At 53.8% G+C, this 18,311-nt stretch carries 20 protein-coding genes; 8 read left to right on the top strand and 12 right to left on the bottom strand.

Annotated elements, in window-relative coordinates:
• Positions 1-7: 7 nt before the first annotated feature.
• A complete protein-coding gene (locus PAGR_RS10110) occupies positions 8-1,309 on the bottom strand; it encodes a D-amino acid dehydrogenase (protein ID WP_013025998.1) in 1,302 nt (433 codons plus the stop codon).
• 503 nt (positions 1,310-1,812) lie between these two features.
• Between PAGR_RS10110 and PAGR_RS10105 the strand changes: the two genes are divergently transcribed.
• Complete coding sequence (locus PAGR_RS10105; protein ID WP_013025999.1) at positions 1,813-3,348, top strand: SpoVR family protein; 1,536 nt, start codon at positions 1,813-1,815, stop codon at positions 3,346-3,348.
• Positions 3,349-3,394: 46 nt separating this feature from the next.
• On the opposite strand, the gene fadR is transcribed toward PAGR_RS10105, so the two are convergent.
• Complete coding sequence (gene fadR / locus PAGR_RS10100; protein WP_013026000.1) at positions 3,395-4,114, bottom strand: fatty acid metabolism transcriptional regulator FadR; 720 nt, start codon at positions 4,112-4,114, stop codon at positions 3,395-3,397.
• A gap of 380 nt (positions 4,115-4,494) precedes the next feature.
• On the opposite strand from fadR, the gene dsbB reads away from it, so the two are divergent.
• Positions 4,495-5,025: a disulfide bond formation protein DsbB gene (gene dsbB / locus PAGR_RS10095; RefSeq protein WP_014605709.1), complete on the top strand. Its 531-nt coding sequence runs from the start codon at positions 4,495-4,497 to the stop codon at positions 5,023-5,025.
• Positions 5,026-5,066: 41 nt separating this feature from the next.
• On the opposite strand, the gene ycgN is transcribed toward dsbB, so the two are convergent.
• The 3 genes from ycgN to PAGR_RS10080 all read right to left on the bottom strand — a co-directional run bounded on the left by ycgN (position 5,067) and on the right by PAGR_RS10080 (position 6,807).
• Complete coding sequence (gene ycgN, locus PAGR_RS10090; RefSeq protein ID WP_013026002.1) at positions 5,067-5,513, bottom strand: cysteine cluster protein YcgN; 447 nt, start codon at positions 5,511-5,513, stop codon at positions 5,067-5,069.
• 63 nt (positions 5,514-5,576) lie between these two features.
• Entirely contained in the window at positions 5,577-6,236 is a 660-nt protein-coding gene (locus tag PAGR_RS10085; RefSeq protein ID WP_014593843.1) for a fumarylacetoacetate hydrolase family protein, read from the bottom strand.
• Between the two features lie 295 nt (positions 6,237-6,531).
• Positions 6,532-6,807, bottom strand: coding sequence for a YcgL domain-containing protein (locus PAGR_RS10080; protein WP_013026005.1), 276 nt, complete (start codon positions 6,805-6,807; stop codon positions 6,532-6,534).
• Positions 6,808-6,961: 154 nt separating this feature from the next.
• On the opposite strand from PAGR_RS10080, the gene minC reads away from it, so the two are divergent.
• The 3 genes from minC to minE are packed head-to-tail and all read left to right on the top strand — an operon-like array spanning position 6,962 to position 8,779.
• Positions 6,962-7,660, top strand: a complete 699-nt coding sequence (gene minC / locus PAGR_RS10075) for a septum site-determining protein MinC (protein WP_013026006.1) — start codon at positions 6,962-6,964, stop codon at positions 7,658-7,660.
• Positions 7,661-7,693: 33 nt separating this feature from the next.
• Entirely contained in the window at positions 7,694-8,506 is an 813-nt protein-coding gene (gene minD, locus PAGR_RS10070; RefSeq protein ID WP_014593844.1) for a septum site-determining protein MinD, read from the top strand.
• A 3-nt stretch (positions 8,507-8,509) separates the two neighbouring features.
• Positions 8,510-8,779: a cell division topological specificity factor MinE gene (minE, locus tag PAGR_RS10065; protein ID WP_010616394.1), complete on the top strand. Its 270-nt coding sequence runs from the start codon at positions 8,510-8,512 to the stop codon at positions 8,777-8,779.
• 51 nt (positions 8,780-8,830) lie between these two features.
• Here minE and rnd read toward each other — a convergent pair whose 3' ends face one another.
• The 6 genes from rnd to PAGR_RS23980 form a co-directional block, all read right to left on the bottom strand.
• Positions 8,831-9,952 carry a ribonuclease D gene (gene rnd, locus PAGR_RS10060; protein WP_014605708.1) on the bottom strand — a complete coding sequence of 374 codons (1,122 nt, stop codon included), beginning with the start codon at positions 9,950-9,952 and terminating at the stop codon, positions 8,831-8,833.
• Positions 9,953-10,051: 99 nt separating this feature from the next.
• Complete coding sequence (fadD, locus tag PAGR_RS10055; protein ID WP_141118334.1) at positions 10,052-11,728, bottom strand: long-chain-fatty-acid--CoA ligase FadD; 1,677 nt, start codon at positions 11,726-11,728, stop codon at positions 10,052-10,054.
• A gap of 204 nt (positions 11,729-11,932) precedes the next feature.
• Entirely contained in the window at positions 11,933-12,526 is a 594-nt protein-coding gene (locus PAGR_RS10050; protein ID WP_013026011.1) for a Slp/YeaY family lipoprotein, read from the bottom strand.
• A 60-nt stretch (positions 12,527-12,586) separates the two neighbouring features.
• Complete coding sequence (tsaB, locus tag PAGR_RS10045; RefSeq protein ID WP_015700197.1) at positions 12,587-13,285, bottom strand: tRNA (adenosine(37)-N6)-threonylcarbamoyltransferase complex dimerization subunit type 1 TsaB; 699 nt, start codon at positions 13,283-13,285, stop codon at positions 12,587-12,589.
• 45 nt (positions 13,286-13,330) lie between these two features.
• Positions 13,331-15,241, bottom strand: a complete 1,911-nt coding sequence (gene yoaA, locus PAGR_RS10040; protein ID WP_014605706.1) for a DNA repair helicase YoaA — start codon at positions 15,239-15,241, stop codon at positions 13,331-13,333.
• A gap of 112 nt (positions 15,242-15,353) precedes the next feature.
• Positions 15,354-15,521, bottom strand: coding sequence for a hypothetical protein (locus PAGR_RS23980; RefSeq protein WP_013026014.1), 168 nt, complete (start codon positions 15,519-15,521; stop codon positions 15,354-15,356).
• Between the two features lie 151 nt (positions 15,522-15,672).
• Here PAGR_RS23980 and PAGR_RS10035 point away from each other — a divergent pair, with 151 nt between their 5' ends.
• On the top strand, positions 15,673-16,017 hold the full coding sequence (locus PAGR_RS10035; protein WP_014605705.1) for a RidA family protein: 345 nt from the start codon (positions 15,673-15,675) through the stop codon (positions 16,015-16,017).
• A 15-nt stretch (positions 16,018-16,032) separates the two neighbouring features.
• Here the strand turns inward: PAGR_RS10035 and PAGR_RS10030 are convergent, their stop codons facing one another.
• Positions 16,033-16,218, bottom strand: coding sequence for a YoaH family protein (locus PAGR_RS10030; protein WP_013026016.1), 186 nt, complete (start codon positions 16,216-16,218; stop codon positions 16,033-16,035).
• Between the two features lie 109 nt (positions 16,219-16,327).
• Between PAGR_RS10030 and pabB the strand changes: the two genes are divergently transcribed.
• Positions 16,328-17,686: an aminodeoxychorismate synthase component 1 gene (pabB, locus tag PAGR_RS10025; protein ID WP_014605704.1), complete on the top strand. Its 1,359-nt coding sequence runs from the start codon at positions 16,328-16,330 to the stop codon at positions 17,684-17,686.
• Positions 17,687-18,250: a CoA pyrophosphatase gene (locus PAGR_RS10020; RefSeq protein ID WP_014605703.1), complete on the top strand. Its 564-nt coding sequence runs from the start codon at positions 17,687-17,689 to the stop codon at positions 18,248-18,250. It abuts the gene before it with no gap.
• Positions 18,251-18,311: the final 61 nt, after the last annotated feature.

The following is an 18,311-nucleotide window of genomic DNA, read 5'->3' as shown; positions in this document are numbered from 1 at the left end:
TGAAGGCTTAACGTACTGCGTTAACGTTACGAAGCGGCGATCGGGTCGCCGCAAAACCGGGTAAATAACGAAAGACGGTAAGATCGTCCGCGGCTATCGCGGATGAGGTACCGGATATGACGTCAGCCAGTAACTGACCGGAGCCGCACGCCATTGTCCATCCCAACGTGCCGTGGCCGGTATTCAGGAAAAGATTCGAAAGCGGCGTGGCACCGACTACCGGCGTCCCGTCTGGCGTCATTGGACGCAGACCGGTCCAGAAGCTGGCCTGACTGACATCTCCTCCCTCAGGATAAAGATCTGTGACCACCATCTCCAGCGTTTCGCGACGCGCCTCCAGCAGTTTGGTGTTAAAACCCACAATCTCCGCCATACCGCCGACGCGAATACGGTTATCGAAGCGTGTCACCGCCACTTTATAGGTTTCATCGAGGATCGTTGAAACCGGGGCGGCATCGGGATTGGTCACCGGTATGGTCAGGGAATAGCCTTTGAGCGGGTAAACAGGAATATCGACGATGTTTTTCATCAATGAGGTTGAGTAGGATCCCAGCGCGACCACATAGCTGTCACCTTTGATCACTTCCTCACCGCACTTCACCCCATAAATACGATTACCGTCACGCAGGAGCTGATCGATCGGCGTATTAAACCGGAAGACAACGCCAGCCTCTTCAGCCATTTTGGCCAGACGCTGCGTGAAAAGCTGGCAATCGCCGGTTTCATCGTTAGGCAGGCGCAAGCCGCCAGTGAGTTTATGCTGTGTTGCTGCCAGTGCCGGTTCCACGCTGGCCAGCTGGTGCGCCTCCAGCAATTCATAGGGCACACCGGCCTCGCGTAGCACCGCAATATCTTTGCTGGCGCTGTCGAACTGCTGCTGGGTTCGAAACAGCTGCAGCGTGCCGCCCTGACGACCTTCATAGGCGATGCCGGTTTCCGCACGCAACGCTTTGAGACAGTCACGGCTGTATTCGGCCAGGCGGACCATACGGCTTTTATTTTGCTGGTAGTGACGCATATCGCAATTGCGCAGCATGTTCCACATCCATTCGAGCTGGAAGCGACTGCCGTCCAGACGGATAGCCAGCGGCGCATGGCGCTGAAACATCCACTTCATCGCTTTAAGCGGCACGCCCGGCGCCGCCCAGGGGGCAGCATAACCGGGGGAGATTTGCCCGGCATTGGCGGCACTGGTTTCCATCGCAGGCTGAGGCTGACGATCGATCACGGTGACCTGGTGTCCGGCACGCGCCAGATACCATGCGCTCGTTACCCCTACTACGCCACTCCCAAGAATCACTACGTGCATAAGTCCCCCGCGAAATTAAAAAGCATAATCCACTGTGCAATGGTTTACATTCAGTGTGATCACAAAGTGGAAACATCCTCTAAACAATTCAACTATTTCACCTCTTTTTTCATCCGTAGGTAACTAAAATCATTTGACCCACTTAAATTCAGAGAGTTATGCGCCAATAGTGAAAAAATCAGGCATAAATGACATTGTCTATAGTTAATTCCACCACTTTCAGGAGAATCATTCAAAGCGCGCCTTTTGGCCCAATTCCAGAATATTGTGCTAATAAATACCTGCAATGTAGTCGGTAGAGCTATTTAATCCCAACCCCTTAAACCTGAAATGATTTTTCTGCCAAAGAATTCGTTTGAGTTCCCGGATCGGATAAGCGACAGTGAACTATCATTGATATGTTCACTCAGTTTTTTTGGGTTCCCTTTCTCAGGAAGAGCCTTAAATAAATCGCAACGGGCAACCCCACCGCGTGAGTCCGTTCGCCAAAACAGAGGTGCGCTATGACAACAATCTTTGACGATTCACTCATGGACAGCAAACGCATCAGCGATGGACCCGACTGGACCTTCGACCTGCTCGATGTCTATCTCGCTGAAATCGACCGCGTAGCCAAACACTACGGTCTGGATACCTACCCGCACCAAATAGAAGTGATCACCTCAGAGCAAATGATGGACGCCTACTCAAGCGTAGGGATGCCCATTAACTACTCGCACTGGTCTTTTGGCAAAAAATTTATTGAGACCGAGCAGCGCTACAAGCACGGCCAGCAGGGCCTGGCTTACGAAATCGTGATCAATTCCAATCCCTGCATCGCCTATCTGATGGAAGAGAACACGATGACCATGCAGGCGCTGGTGATGGCGCACGCCTGCTACGGGCACAACTCCTTCTTCAAGAATAACTACCTGTTTCGTAGCTGGACCGATGCCAGCTCCATCGTGGATTATCTGTTGTTTGCAAAGAATTATATTTCTGACTGCGAGGAGCGTTACGGGGTTGAAGAAGTGGAACGCCTGCTTGATTCCTGCCACGCGTTGATGAACTACGGTGTTGATCGCTACAAGCGTCCCCAGAAAATTTCGTTGCAGGAAGAGAAAGCGCGGCAAAAAAGCCGTGAAGAGTATCTGCAGAGTCAGGTGAACACGCTCTGGCGTACGCTGCCGCGCAAAGAGAAAGAAGCCACGCTGGTTGAGGCCGCGCGTTACCCTTCAGAGCCGCAGGAAAACCTGCTCTACTTTATGGAAAAGAACGCGCCCCTGCTCGAATCCTGGCAGCGGGAGATTCTGCGCATAGTGCGTAAAGTGAGCCAGTATTTCTATCCCCAGAAACAAACCCAGGTCATGAATGAAGGCTGGGCCACCTTCTGGCACTACACCATCCTGAACCACCTGTACGATGAAGGCAAAGTGTCCGAGCGCTTCATGATGGAGTTTCTCCACAGCCATACCAACGTCATCTATCAGCCACCGTATAACAGCCAGTGGTATAGCGGGATTAACCCCTATGCATTAGGTTTTGCGATGTTCCAGGACATCAAGCGCATTTGCCAGTCGCCAACCGAAGAAGATCGTTACTGGTTCCCGGATATTGCCGGTTCTGACTGGCTAAAAACCCTGCATTTCGCGATGCGGGAATTCAAGGATGAAAGTTTTATCAGTCAGTTCCTGTCGCCAAAGGTTATGCGCGATTTCCGCCTGTTTACCGTACTGGATGACGATCGTAATAACTTTCTGGAGATCGCTGCCATCCACGATGAGGCGGGCTACCGTGCGATTCGTCAACAGCTCTCCGCTCAGTACAACCTGAGTAACCTGGAGCCCAACATTCAGGTTTACAACGTCGACCTGCGCGGCGATCGTTCCCTGACGCTGCGCTATGTCCCGCAGAGCCGTGCGCCGCTGGACAAAAGCCGCCGGGAAGTGCTTAAACACGTGCAACGACTATGGGGATTTGACGTTATTCTGGAACAGCAAAACGAAGACGGGAGCGTTGAGCTACTGGACCGTAATCCACCGCGTAACGCCCCGCTTTAAGCGGAATGCGGAATAAAAAAAACCGGACGCCATGTCCGGTTTTTTATTAACGTTTGCTGCCTAAATCGTCCGGCAACGTTTTTTGCATCGAATGCCAGATATCGCCACTCTGACGACCATAGCGACGGACACATTCAACGATTTCGTCCTGGGTAGGCTCTTTGTCACACAGGTTGAGCAGCGTTTGATAAAAATCGCGTGCCACCTTACGCGCTTCCGGGTTAGAAAAGTAGTGGCGTCCAACGCGGGTGTAAAGCCCTTTCAGCCCATTCAGGATCAGGCCATAAATTGGGTTGCCTGATGCGAACGCCAGCCCGCGAAACACCCGGTAATCCAGTTCGGTATAGCTGTCTACCTGGTCTTCAGCACTGTTTACGGCTTCCAGCACCTCGCGTGCCTTCTCTGGATAATGGCGTAAGGCGCGACTGATAAAGATCGAAGAAATATTGGTTCGGACAGATAACAGGTTATCGATCAGGGCGGGTACGCTGTCATGATCGAGACGCGCCAGGGTTTCAAGAATATTAAGACCCGAGGTTTCCCAAAAATTATTCACGCGAGTAGGTTTGCCGTGCTGAATCGTCAGCCAGCCGTCACGCGCCAGACGCTGCAGCACTTCGCGCAATGTGGTACGTGTTACACCAATCAGTTCAGAAAGCTCACGTTCAGCAGGAAGAATAGATCCAGGCGGAAAACGGCTGTTCCAGATGCTTTCAATTATATACTCTTCAGCAAATCCGGCTGGACTCTGCGCCTTAATAACCATAACTGTGTGTTCTCATTGCTTTCTGGATCGTAATGGGGACTCATCATACCAGACGCCCTATAGCGGATACAGACTGCACAACGATTAAAAGCGCGGTTTAGCACAAAATTAAGACAGATTACCGCGATCATTATGGCCGTATTTACGCCAGCCTTACCTCAGCGTTTTGGGCGGGCGCATTGCCACCACGCGGTTCCCTTGCTTGCGGGATGTGACGCGCAAAAGAACATCAATATCACGCGGTTATCAGAATTTTTGTTAAGTCATTAATCTGGATCAGTGCCAGGTCATGTTTGTACATAATTTTTACCCAACGCAGGATGGCGCGCAGCGACTTTTGGTTTACACTGCGGGGCATTAACGTTTACAGGGAATGCAATATGTTGCGATATTTAAACCAATGTTCGCGTGGTCGCGGGGCCTGGTTATTACTGGCCCTCTCTGCACTGGCCTTGGAGCTTACGGCGTTGTGGTTCCAGTATGGTTTGGGCTTCAAACCCTGTGTAATGTGTATTTATGTGCGCTGTGCGCTGTTTGGCGTAGTGGCTGCAGGGCTTATCGGGTTACTTCTACCACGTTCACTGTTACGGCTGGTGGCCATTCTGGTCTGGATCTACAGCGCCTGGGAAGGCCTGCGGCTGTCTTACGAACACACGATGATCCTGCTGCATCCCAATCCTTTTGTGACCTGTGATTTCGCGGCCCGTTTTCCAACGTGGCTGCCGCTGGATAAATGGCTACCGTCGGTGTTCGTCGCCAGCGGAGACTGCTCAGATCGTGGGTGGGAATTCCTGTCGCTCAGCATGCCACAGTGGATGATCGGTGTTTTCGCTGCCTATCTGTTGGTCGGCATTTTGGTTCTGATCGCGCAGCCGTTAAAACCTAAGCGCCGGGATCTATTTGGCCGCTAACGTTAAAAAGGCTGCCACTGGCAGCCTTTAATGTATGTGCATCAGCCGTTACGATCCGGCCGATCAATAATGTGATCTTCCCAGTCACGCACTTCGCTTTCCCGCACCGCAATATAACGCACCGAAATACGTTGAGCATGCATCTCGGTTTTGGAGCCCGCGCGCAGCGGATGCCAGGCCGGGAGCGGCTTCCCCTCGCCCAGCAGCCGGTAGGCGCAGGTACGGGGCAGCCAGTTGAAGGTGGTCAGGTTTTCGCGCGTCAGCTTGATACAGTCTTCTTCAAATTCAAACCGACGTTCGTAATTGCGACACTGACAGGTCTTTATATTGAGCTGATTACAGGCGACGTTGGTGAAATAGATTTCATCCGTATCGGCGTCCTGTAATTTGTTCAGGCAGCACTGGCCACAACCATCACACAAGGATTCCCATTCCTCATCGCTCATTTGTGCCAGGCGCTTATGTTGCCAGAAAGGGGTTTCAGTCATGATGATTGTCCAGATTTAGCCTAAACCGCACCTTATAAAGATATTGACGCGATGATGCAAGTTTTAGAGTACCCGCGTGCTGATGCCGTGGCCCGCAACAGAAACCTCAAGCGTATCGCCCGAGCGCATCGGCCCCACGCCTTCAGGCGTGCCGGTCAGGATGACATCACCCGCATGCAGGGTAAAATACTGACTCATATGTGCAATTAGCGGCAGAATTTTGTGGATCATATCGGCGGTGTTGCCCTGCTGGCGAACCTCACCGTTGACCACCAGCTTCAGCTCGGTATTCTGCGGGTCGCCTGAGAACTCAGCGACCGGAATAAATCCCGAGACCGGACAGGCGTTATCAAAGGCTTTCGCTTTTTCCCACGGCTGCCCGGCTTTTTTTAAGCCTGCCTGCAGGTCACGCAGGGTTAAATCCAGCGCCACACCGTAACCGGCGATCGCTTGCGCCACGTGCGCTTCTGAAGCCTGCTTCAGGGTGGTGCCTATCAGTACGGCCAGCTCAACTTCGTGGTGCACTTCACCAAACGCATCGGGAACAGATAAAGGCTGGCGCAGATCGCACAAGGCCGTTTGCGGCTTAATAAAAATAACCGGCTCGGTCGGTGTCGCACTGCCCATTTCTTTGATGTGTTTCGCATAGTTGCTGCCCACGCAAACCACTTTGCTCACGGGATAATCTAACAAAGCGCCTTGCCAGTTACGATGCTGATACATGCTAATCCCCTGCTTAGAGTGCCGAAATGCCAGTCATGTCGGCGGATTGACGTTACTGACAGACAACACCTAAAGCCAGCCTGCCAGCTATCACTGAGATGCATAAACCTGACAGATGCGCGAGAATTGTCAATAAGTCAGCCAGGCTATTTGTGCGTCGCCGCCTTCATCTGACCGGTCAGGTTGCAAACAGCGCGCCGCAGCGGCGCGACTGTGCAATTATTATTCAGCCTCACGGGAATATAAATTTGCTGATGACGGCCCTGCAAAATTTATATTAAAGGAACAATCCGAGTTAATCTTTTCTATCCAGTTCGAGATGCGTTTTTAACAAACTTTCGATGGGTGGTGGAATTTGCAAATAATATCCCTGCTCGCTTAACCCCTGCTTCACTTTATTGATGTCCGCATTGGCCAGTTTGTCGCGCTGGGCCAGGTTCACCACCATCGCTAACTGAGGCTTACCAAAGCCTTTTAGCAGGGCCTCAGGAACGCGCGAAAAATCGTCTTTTTTTTCAACGTAGAGATAAGTCTGGTCGCGGACGGGACTTCTGTAGATCACACAAAACATATTTTTTACTCGAATTAACCAGCCGTGAGGCTTGTTTGAATATAGCGGTAACTATAACATGCTTGCAGTACTTCGAATATTCGCCGATCGCGCTTTAACGATGCTTTTATGATCGCTTAGCACAGGGTAGTAAAACAGGACTGAGTCGGGACAGATGCCGCAATCGCCAATCGAATTTAAGGGAAGCAGTTTTACCTTGTCCGTTGTTCATTTGCATCACCATGAGCCAGAGGTGATCCGCAAAGCGCTACAGGACAAAATTGACCAGGCTCCAGATTTCCTGAAAAACGCACCCGTGGTGCTGAATGTTGCGGCCCTTGATGCGGCCGTAAACTGGAAACAGATGCAGCAGGCCGTCAGCGCAACGGGGCTCCGTATCGTCGGCGTCAGTGGATGCAAAGACGAGGCGCTGAAAAAAATGATCGCCCGCGTCGGTCTTCCGGTGCTGGCCGAAGGTAAAGAGAGCCACAAGCGCGAAGCGCCGGAGCCGGAGTCAAAACCCGTTGCGACGGAAGCGCTGGTGGCGAAAACACGCATCGTTAACACGCCGGTGCGTTCTGGTCAGCAAATCTATGCCCGCAATGCGGATTTGATTGTCACCAGCAGCGTCAGCGCCGGCGCGGAACTGGTTGCCGATGGCAATATTCATATCTATGGCATGATGCGCGGCCGCGCGCTGGCGGGTGCCAGCGGTGACAGAGATTGCCAGATTTTTTGCACCAACCTGGCAGCAGAGTTGGTTTCTATCGCCGGGGAGTACTGGATCATGGATCAAATCCCCGAAGCGTTTTTTGCTAAAGCGGCACGCCTCTGCCTTCAGGACGGCGCGCTGACTATCCAGACACTTAATTAGGCCCCTTTTCTTTCGTTAAGGAAATCAACATTTATGGCACGCATTATTGTAGTTACATCCGGTAAAGGGGGCGTTGGTAAGACCACGTCAAGCGCGGCCATCGCCACCGGTTTAGCGCAGAAAGGCAAAAAAACGGTTGTCATCGACTTTGATATCGGCCTGCGTAACCTTGATTTAATCATGGGCTGCGAACGCCGTGTGGTTTATGATTTTGTTAATGTCATTCAGGGTGATGCCACGCTGAACCAGGCATTGATTCGTGATAAGCGCACAGAACAACTTTATATTCTGCCTGCCTCGCAGACCCGCGACAAAGACGCCCTTACCCGCGAAGGTGTTGAGAAGGTGCTGAACGATCTGGCAGAGATGGCGTTTGACTTCATCGTTTGTGACTCGCCGGCCGGCATCGAAACCGGTGCGTTAATGGCGCTCTATTTTGCCGACGAAGCCATCATCACCACGAACCCGGAAGTTTCCTCTGTACGCGACTCTGACCGTATTCTCGGTATTATTTCTTCCAAATCCCGCCGTGCGGAAACCAGTCAGGAACCGGTTAAAGAGCATCTGCTGCTGACCCGTTACAATCCTGGCCGCGTGAATCGTGGCGATATGCTGAGCATGGAAGATGTTCTGGAAATCCTGCGTATTCCTCTGGTCGGCGTCATCCCGGAAGACCAGTCGGTTCTTCGTGCCTCTAACCAGGGTGAGCCGGTAATTCTCGATGGTGAGTCTGATGCTGGTAAAGCCTATGCCGATACCGTTGACCGGTTACTCGGTGAAAGTCGCCCCTTCCGCTTTATTGAAGAAGAGAAGAAGGGTTTCCTGAAACGCCTGTTCGGGGGATAAACCATGGCATTACTTGATTTCTTTTTATCCCGGAAGAAGAACACTGCCAACATAGCCAAGGAAAGGCTACAGATTATTGTGGCAGAACGGAGAAGGGGCGACAGTGAGCCCCACTATCTTCCGCAACTTAAGCGTGACATTCTCGAAGTGATTTGCAAGTACGTGAAGATTGATCCGGACATGGTGACGGTTCAACTCGACCAGAAAGGGGATGATATCTCCATTCTGGAACTGAACGTCACGCTACCTGAAACGGAAGACGTGCCTAAATGACGTCGACCGTTTCCTGATTTTCCCCTGCGCTGTACTGGCAGGGGAAATTTCTTACATCTCGGCAAGGATGGTTATAATGCCGGGTTTCAGCACGTCGCCTCGCCAGCCTGTTAACAGTTCAGGTTCGCGGTTTTGTGGCTTCAGCCCCCAGTGCTGACTCAGTACCTGATTGATCTGTCGGCGCGATGCCAGCAGCTCCTGACTAAACCCGCTCTGCTCACTTACCTGCTGCACCAGTGCTTTGATCGCTTTAAACGCCCGCTTATAGTTCACATGATCGACCAGATTGCTTAACGGCGGCGGCAGCTCGCTTTCAGCCAGTCCGGCTGCGTCTGCGACCTGCGCCAGCATCGCCCTGCCGTGAAGACGAATCTCATGGCCAGATAAGCCCAGGTGATCTAACTCACCCTGCGAGCCCGGCATGAAACGGGCGACTTTCCACAGATTCTCTTCCCGCACCACAAAATTCACTGCCATGTCTTTTTCTCGGGCAACCTTGAGCCGCCAGGCCGCCAGACGTTGCAGCGCCGCCAGCTGGCGCGGACGCAGCTGCCAGGCATTGGTGATATCGCGCCAGGCATCTTCCGGCGCTAAGCTATCCAGCCGACGCTGGCACAGGTTTTCACATTCGCTCAGCGCCGCCGCCATGTTCCCTGCCTGCTCAACCTGTTGCATGAGTTGATGAGCAATCGGCAACAGGTAATGCACATCGGCAGCGGCATACTGGCACTGCCGTTCCGTCAGCGGACGCGCCAGCCAGTCCGTGCGCGCCTCACTCTTATCTAATTCGACCTGGGTAAAGTGCGCCACCATGGAGGCAAATCCCCAGGAAAGCGGTTGACCGCTAAAGGCCGCCAGAATCTGTGTATCAATCATCGGCTGTGGCAGTACAGCAAAACGGTGCAGGAAGACTTCCAAATCTTCGCCGCCCGCGTGCAAAAATTTCGTGACGCGGGTATCCGTTAACAGTTCGATAAACGGTGACCAGTCACGGACAGGTAACGGATCGATCAACACCAGCTGTTCGCCATCAAACAGCTGAATCAGTCCCAGCTGTGGATAGTAGGTACGGGTACGGACAAATTCCGTATCCAGGGCGACGGCCGTATGCTGGCGTGCTTTGTTGCACACCTCGGCCAGGCGATCATCGTTATCGATCAGGGAATAGTTCACGTTCAGTTTTCACCGCAGCCGACAACGTGCGGTGCTCCATGTTAAAAGCAATAAAAACGCCGGACAGAGCCGGCGTTCAACCTGAATCCTGACGGTGAATCAACCCGCTTGGGTTTTCACCTCGTCGCGCAGTTCACGACGCAGAATTTTTCCTACATTCGTTTTGGGTAGTTCATCGCGGAACTCAACGATTTTCGGCACTTTGTAGCCGGTGAGCTGACGACGACAGTGATCGAGCAGCTCTTCTTTGGTCAGCGAGGGATCTTTCTTCACAACACAGACCTTCACCGCCTCGCCCGACAGTTCGCTGGGCACGCCAATCGCAGCCGCTTCGCGCACTTTGGGATGCTGCATCAGAACGTCTTCAATTTCATTCGGATAGACGTTGAAACCTGACACCAGAATCATATCCTTTTTGCGGTCCACGATACGGATAAATCCTTCGTGGTCAACGGTAACAATATCCCCGCTGTGGAGCCAGCCATTTTTCAGGACTTCTGCCGTGGCCTCCGGATGCTGCCAGTAGCCATGCATCACCTGCGGACCCCGGATACACAATTCGCCGGGCTCTCCGGTTGGCACTTCATTGCCGTTTTCATCCAGAATGATCACGTCCGTAGAGGGCACCGGTAAGCCAATACTGCCCGTGTGGCAGCTGATGTCATAAGGATTGACGGAGACCAGCGGAGAGCACTCGGTCAGACCGTAGCCTTCCAGTAAATAGTGGCCGGTGAGTTTTTCCCAGCGCTCAGCGACCGCCTTTTGAACCGCCATGCCGCCCCCGGCAGAGAGGCGCAGGGTAGAAAAATCGAGTTTGGTAAAGCCATCGTCATTAAGCAGCGCGTTGAACAACGTATTCACGCCGGTAATGGCGGTAAACGGATATTTGGCGATCTCTTTAACAAAACCGGGAATATCACGCGGATTGGTGATCAGCAGATTCTGCCCACCCAGCTCAACAAACAGCAAGCCGTTAACGGTCAGCGCAAAGATATGGTAAAGCGGTAACGCTGTGACAACGCACTCCTTGCCATCCCGTAACAGCTTGCCGTAGGTGGCTTTCGTCTGTTCAAGGTTTGCCTGCATATTCCGGTGCGTCAGCATGGCACCTTTCGCCACGCCTGTCGTGCCGCCCGTGTATTGCAGAAACGCCAGATCCTCATTACTGACATCCGGGCGCTGATACGGCATTTTCTCTCCGGCTTCCAGTACGTGGCGAAACGCTATCGCCCCCGGCAAATGGTACTTTGGTACCAGTCGCTTCACATACTTCACCACAAAGTTCACAAGGGTGGCTTTGACCGGTGCAAGCTGGTCGCCCATGCGGGTCAGAACAACGTGTTTGATCGCGGTCTCGCTGACGACTTTTTCTAACGTATGCGCAAAGTTAGAGACAATAACGATCGCGCTGGCACCGCTGTCATTAAGTTGGTGTTTTAATTCGCGCGGCGTATAGAGTGGGTTGACGTTGACCACGACCATTCCGGCCCGCAAAACGCCAAAGAGCGCAACCGGATATTGCAGCAGATTAGGCATCATCAGGGCAACACGGTCGCCCTGTTTCAGTTTCAACTCATGTTGCAGATAGGCGGCAAAGGCCCGACTTTTTTCGTCCAGTTGGCGATAGGTCATCTTTTGACCCATGTTGTAAAAAGCAGGTTGCCCGGCGTAACGTGCAACGGCCTGCTCAAACAGATCAACCAGAGAGCGGTAACGATCAGCATTAATTTCGGCAGGGACGTCTGCCGGGTAGCGTTTTAGCCAAACCTTATTCAAGGATTCACCCCGATAATCTTGTTGTGTACTCATCGCCGCCTCGACAATCGCATTTGTTAACAATATTTTAACTGATTGTACCAGTTTGCTCTTCTTGTCATGTTGAGGTTGCGAAGTCCATCACTAAATTTCGTCTTTGCAGACAATACAAATAAAAAGCCCGGCAGCGAGCACCGCTACCGGGCTGAATAAAACAGGTAATGCTTACTGTGTCAGGATAGTTTCAACCTGTGCGGGCCCGCTGTTATACATTCCCCAGTACGGGTTAGGTCCCCAGTAGCCACCACGATGGCGCGTCGGGCCATACCAAATCCACGGGTCAATGGGCTGCGGAGGCGCAACAATCTGGCGCGTCAGATGCCAGCGCTGATAGCCACGAACGTCGATGACCACAAACTGATAGGTGGCCTCGCCAATTTTGCCCTGCTCCGTGCCCTTAATCGTACCGAGCACCGTAACGTACTGATCTTTGACATCCGTCGGATCGACAAAGCCGGGAATGTCGGCATAGATGCGACCCACAGAGCTGGCGCCTAGTACGGGACGCGCGCCCTCATCCAGCGGCTGCGTTGCTATTTCCAGCCGGGTTTTGCCGTTACGGTTGAATACGTTAACCACCTTGCCGCCAAAGCGCGATTCCTGACCGACATAGATGGCCGGATCTTTCATCACCCGCAATAAGTCCTGCTGGGGCATGGCGGAATTGCCCTTAATATTATCCGGCACTGAAACACAACCACTTAAAACCAGGGCGCAGGCCAGTAGCAGACCGGCAACACCGTGACGACGAATTGACATGGGTATTCTCCTGAAAGTTGCTGTTTAGAGTGCTCCGATAACAATAAGTTGCGTCACGTTTCAGCGTCCAGGCAGTTTTTTCCAGGCCACCTCGTTTCTCAGATAGGTGGGTTCTGCGTTCTCAGGCAATACCGTCGCGCCCTGCTGCAAAGCGGCGACGGCCAGCGGCAACATATCTTCTGCCGCAGGCAGTTCCACATGGCTGTTAACCAGCTGAAGAGCATGGCCCTGCTGGAGATCCGGCCAGGCCTGCCAGCCGGTTCCGGCAGTAAACCATTCGCCCTCCAGCGCCTGCATCCGCGTCAAGGCCGCGGCGGGCGACAGTACGCTCTCGCTCGCTTCACCCTGCCAGTGACCCTGCTCATCACGCTGATACTCGGCCCAGTAGACTTCGCCCATACGGGCATCTATCGCGGTTAATACCCGCGTGGCACCGTGCAGCCGCCAGGCACCCTGCGCCAGCGTGGCCAGCGTAGAGATCCCCGCCATGGGCAACGCCGCGCCCAGTGCCAACCCCTGAGCGATCCCGATACCAATACGCACGCCGGTGAAGCTGCCCGGACCGCGGCCAAATGCCAGCGCATCAAGTTGTGTTAGTTCCAACTGCTGAGACTGCAGCAGTTCTGCCACTAAGGGTAAAATTCGTTGGGTGTGATCGCGCGGCGCGATCTCAAAGCGTGCATCAATCTGCTGCCCGTTGAGCAGGGCTGCAGAACAGGCTTCTGTCGCTGTATCCAGCGCTAAAATTCGGACCGACATAACGACCTCAGAGGATTCAAAAACGGCGCGCATCTTAGCATAAAATTACGCGTCAGGTTGCTGACGAATAAAGGCAATAGCCTGCGCGATATCCCGCGTGCGTGGAGTGGGCGGCAGGCTGTTAAGAAACAGCGCGCCATAAGGCCGGGATACCAGACGCTGGTCGCAAATCACCAGCACGCCACGATCGTCAGTATCGCGAATCAAACGGCCAACGCCCTGTTTCAACGTAATCACGGCGTCGGGCAGTTGCACGTCACTGAAGGGATCGCCTCCCCGCAAACGGCAGTCTTCCATGCGGGCTTTTAACAGCGGATCCTCCGGTGAGGTAAACGGCAGCTTGTCGATGATGACCAGCGACAGCGCATCGCCACGTACGTCCACCCCTTCCCAGAAGCTGCTGGTAGCCACCAGCAGGGCATTGCCCTTTTCGATAAACTGTTTCAGCAGCTGCCCTTTACTGGTTTCGCCCTGCACCAACACCGGCAACGTCATGGAGGCGCGGAACTCGGCCGCCAGCTCACGCATCATCAGATGTGAGGTACATAAGAAGAAGCAGCGGCCTTTGTTTGCATCGATCAAGGGTTTCATCATTTTAGCCAGCTGGCGTGCGCCACCGGGACGATTCGGTTCCGGCAGATTGCGGGGAACGCACAGTAATGCCTGCTGTGAGTAGTCAAACGGGCTACTGAGAATCAAACTCTTCGCCTTGCTCACGCCTAACCGATCGGCAAAATGGTCCATCTTTTCATCGACGGCCAGGGTCGCTGAGGTGAAAATCCATGCCGCTTTGCGGTCATCCATCATTTCCCGGAAGCGTTCGGCCACGGATAACGGCGTTAGCGCCAGCACAAAGTGACGCGATGTGCATTCATACCAGTAACTGAATCCCGGTTCGCTGATGGATCGTATGCGCTTCAGTCGCGTACGGTAAAGCGCTGCGCGTTCAAAGGCCGCATCAAGCAGCGCAGAACGCCCGAGTGAGAGTTTAATGACGTCATAGCAGAGTTCCAGGGCATCATCGAGCAACGTGAACATGCGCATGATGTTGTTATCACTGAGCAAGTCCCGCAGATTTCCGCGATAGCCGGGTTCGCCCAGCGCCAGCCGAAAATCCTGAGCGCACTGAGCCAGCCTGTCGGCCGATTTTTGCAGCTGCTGAACGTCACGCACTTCGGTGCGATAGGCAATAATGATGTCTTTCGCCAGATCGGCTAACTGACGGCTGGAGATCTGCTGACCGAAATACTGGCTGGCGATATCCGGTAACTGATGGGCTTCGTCAAAAATCATGACGTCCGCTTCAGGGATCAGCTCACCGAAGCCCCCCTCTTTCACCACCAGATCGGCAAGAAAAAGATGATGATTGACGACGACCACATCGGCATCCATAGCCTTCTTGCGCGCTTTGACGACAAAACACGCTTTATACTGCGGGCAATCGCTTCCCAGACAGTTGTCGTTGGTACTGGTCACCAGCGGCCATATCGGACTGTCTTCCGTCACGTCTGCACAGGCGCTAATATCGCCGTCGACGGTATGTGAGGCCCAGGCGCGCAGCGTCACCAGGTCGGTAAGCGACTGAACGCTCAGATCGCCGCCGGTGGCAGACTGCTGATCCATCCGCTCCAGGCACAGGTAGTTAGATCGCCCTTTAAGCAGCGCCGTTTTACCGGTAAATTTTAGCGCGTTAGCGATGGTGGGCAAATCGCGAGCATAAAGCTGATCCTGCAGGGCTTTTGAGCCCGTGGACACAATCACTTTTTTATTGGCGCGTAACGCTGGTGCCAGGTAGGCATAGGTCTTGCCCGTCCCCGTGCCCGCTTCAACAACCAGCTCACCGCTGCTCTGCACGGCCTCGGTGACAGCCTGGGCCATTTCACGCTGTGCTTCACGCGGTTTGAACCCCGTAATACGCTTTGCCAGCGCGCCATCTGATGCAAAATCGTCTGCCACGTATCCTCTCAATTCCGGCAAAAAACACTGTATATTATGTCAGTCTTTCCCGCCTTAAGGAAATTGCTGACGCGGGCGTCTCCATTATGCTAGCTGGATGCAGGGAATGCCGCTAATGACTGATATAAAGCGCACCCGCCGCCAGGATCACCCATAAAACCGCCAGCGTGATAAACCCCTGTCTGGCCGTACGCGACATGCCCACAAAAGTTGACACCACCACAGACAGCAGCGCCAGTGCGCCAAACATCACCCAAAACAGATATTGCGTATTCGCCATGCCTTCTTCCTAGGAGTCCTGAACTGATAAGCGACGTTTTATACCATTTTTCCGGCCACGATGCGCGACCGACGCCCGCAGGCGTTTGCAATGGATGACAATGGCATCGGGAATATGTCAGGCTAGGCGTCCAAAAAATAAGGAGAAGATGATGAGCATTACGCGCATTGATCCCGAACATCGTATGTCCGAAGCGGTTGTTCATAACGACACGATTTATTATACCAGCGTGCCTGAAAACCTTGATGCGGATGCCGAAGCGCAAACCGCCAATGCGCTGGCGGTGATTGACGCCCTGCTTACACGCGTGGGCAGTGACAAAAGCAAAATCCTGGATGCCACCATTTTTCTGGTCGATAAAGCTGATTTTGCGGCAATGAACCGCGCCTGGGACGCCTGGGTTTCACCCGGCAATGCCCCGGTGCGCTGCACGGTTCAGGCAGCCTTAATGAATCCGAAGTATAAAGTCGAAATAAAAATTATCGCCGCGCGTTAACCCCGGTTCCGGGCGTCAGCCTTCGTCGTCTTCATCTTCGAAGCGCGCCCGAATCAGTTCTCCGGTGTGACTTTCACGAATTTCCTGCGCCACCAGGGTTATCGCCTCGCCGCTGGACATGCCCTCTGCCATTAACTGTTGAATGCGTTCTACCGCGCGTTGCTGCTGGTCGTGTGAAAGTGCGGGTAATCCTGTAATCATGTTTCACTCCTGCTTTAGGGCTGCCATTATTTCATGGGGAACAAACAGGTGCCAGTCAGGAAAAAATATGTCAGTCTAACGGCATTTCTGATGTCAGATTTTGTGCTCAATGAACGTTCAAACTCATAACCTACGTTATTCTCCTGACGCCCTTACGCACTATTTTTCCCGTATTGCGCATCTGCCATGGGCGATGCTGCTGTCGTCAGGGCACGCCGATCACAGCGATAACCGTTTTGATATCCTGACCGCCGATCCCCTTACCACACTGACGACGCGTGGCAGGATAACAGAAATTTGCCATGGACATGGCCATGAAAACAGTGAGGACGATCCTCTCTCTCTCGTGCAGCACTACTGCAACACGTTGGGCATCCCCCCAACACGCCATCCGGATTTACCCTTTGTGGGCGGCGCGCTGGGGCTGTTTGGCTATGACCTGGGACGGCGCTTTGAGCAGTTACCTCAGATCGCCACCGCCGATCTGCAGACGCCGGATATGGCGGTGGGCATCTACAACTGGGCGTTAATTGCCGATCATCATCGTCAGACATTGACCCTGGTTGCTGTAGAGGATGTTGCGCAGCGGCTTAGTTGGCTGGAAGGCTGGCCCAAACGCGAAAGCGCGCCGTTTTCACTGACCAGCGAATGGTCCGCTAACCTCAGCGTTGATGACTACGCGGAACGTTTTCGCAAGGTCCAGGCCTATATCCAGGCGGGTGACTGCTATCAGGTCAACCTGTCACAGCGCTTCAAGGCCGGTTATCAGGGTGACGAATGGCGTGCGTTCTGCTTGCTGAATCAGGCTAATCGCGCGCCTTTCAGCGCTTTTTTACGCCTGCCGGAGAGCGCCATTCTCAGCCTTTCCCCCGAGCGCTTTATGGCGCTGGATCAACACGTCATTACGACCCGCCCGATTAAAGGTACGCGACCGCGTGACAGCGATCCGGTGCAGGACGCCGCCCAGGCCGAAAGTCTGCGGACGTCCGCCAAAGACCGGGCAGAGAATCTGATGATTGTCGATCTGCTGCGTAATGATATAGGCCGGGTCGCCGTGGCCGGTTCCGTAAGCGTACCCGAACTGTTTGTGGTGGAGCCCTTTCCGGCCGTGCATCATCTGGTCAGCACCGTTCGCGCCACGCTGCCCGAAAATCTGCAGGCCTGCGATCTGTTACGCGCCTGCTTTCCCGGCGGTTCGATCACGGGTGCGCCGAAAATTCGTGCAATGGAAATTATCGATGAACTGGAACCGCAACGCCGTAACGCCTGGTGTGGCAGCATCGGATATCTGAGTGTGTGTGGTCGTATGGACACCAGTATTACGATTCGTACGTTGATTGCCGAAGATCATCACCTCTACTGTTCGGCTGGCGGCGGTTTAGTGGCCGACAGCGAGCTGGAATCGGAATATCAGGAAACCCTGGATAAGGTCAGCCGCATTTTGCCCGCGCTGGAAAAAGGGGCCTGAATGGCGTTGACCCTGGCGGATTTCCGCACCCGCTTTCTGCTGCAGCCCCCTCAGCAACCTACGCAGCCGCTTTCTGGGCGCCATGCGGCGGTGTTAATTCCCATTGTTGCACGTCAGCAGCCCGGTCTTCTGCTGACCCAGCGTTCACACGGGCTGCGTAAGCACGCCGGTCAGGTGGCTTTTCCCGGTGGCATGCAGGACCCCGAAGATGGTTCGCTGGTCGCTACCGCTTTGCGGGAAGCGCAGGAAGAGGTGGGCATTTCACCCGCTCAGGTGGAGGTTTTGGGCTGCCTGCCTGCGGTGACCAGCAGCACAGGATTTCAGGTCACGCCTGTGTTAGGCATCATCCCGGACCGCCTCGCGCTGCGCATCAACCCCGAGGAAGTGGTGAGTACTTTTGAAATGCCCCTGACCGAAGCGTTGCGCCTCAGCCGCTACGCAGAGCTTGACTACTACCGCGCCGGTATTCGCCATCCTGTGTGGCTGTCGCGCTATCAGGATTACCTGGTCTGGGGCATGACAGCAGGCATTATTCGTTCACTGAGTCAGCAAATTGCGTTTTAGTTGACGCAGCTTTCATTTTTAACACTGTTTACGGGCTTCCGCGCGATCTCACACTATAATT

Origin of the sequence: Pantoea ananatis PA13 (genome assembly GCF_000233595.1) — a bacterium.
Classification (GTDB): domain Bacteria; phylum Pseudomonadota; class Gammaproteobacteria; order Enterobacterales; family Enterobacteriaceae; genus Pantoea; species Pantoea ananatis.
The sequence above is the reverse complement of the archived record's forward strand: the minus strand, read 5'-3'. Positions and strand labels throughout refer to the sequence as shown.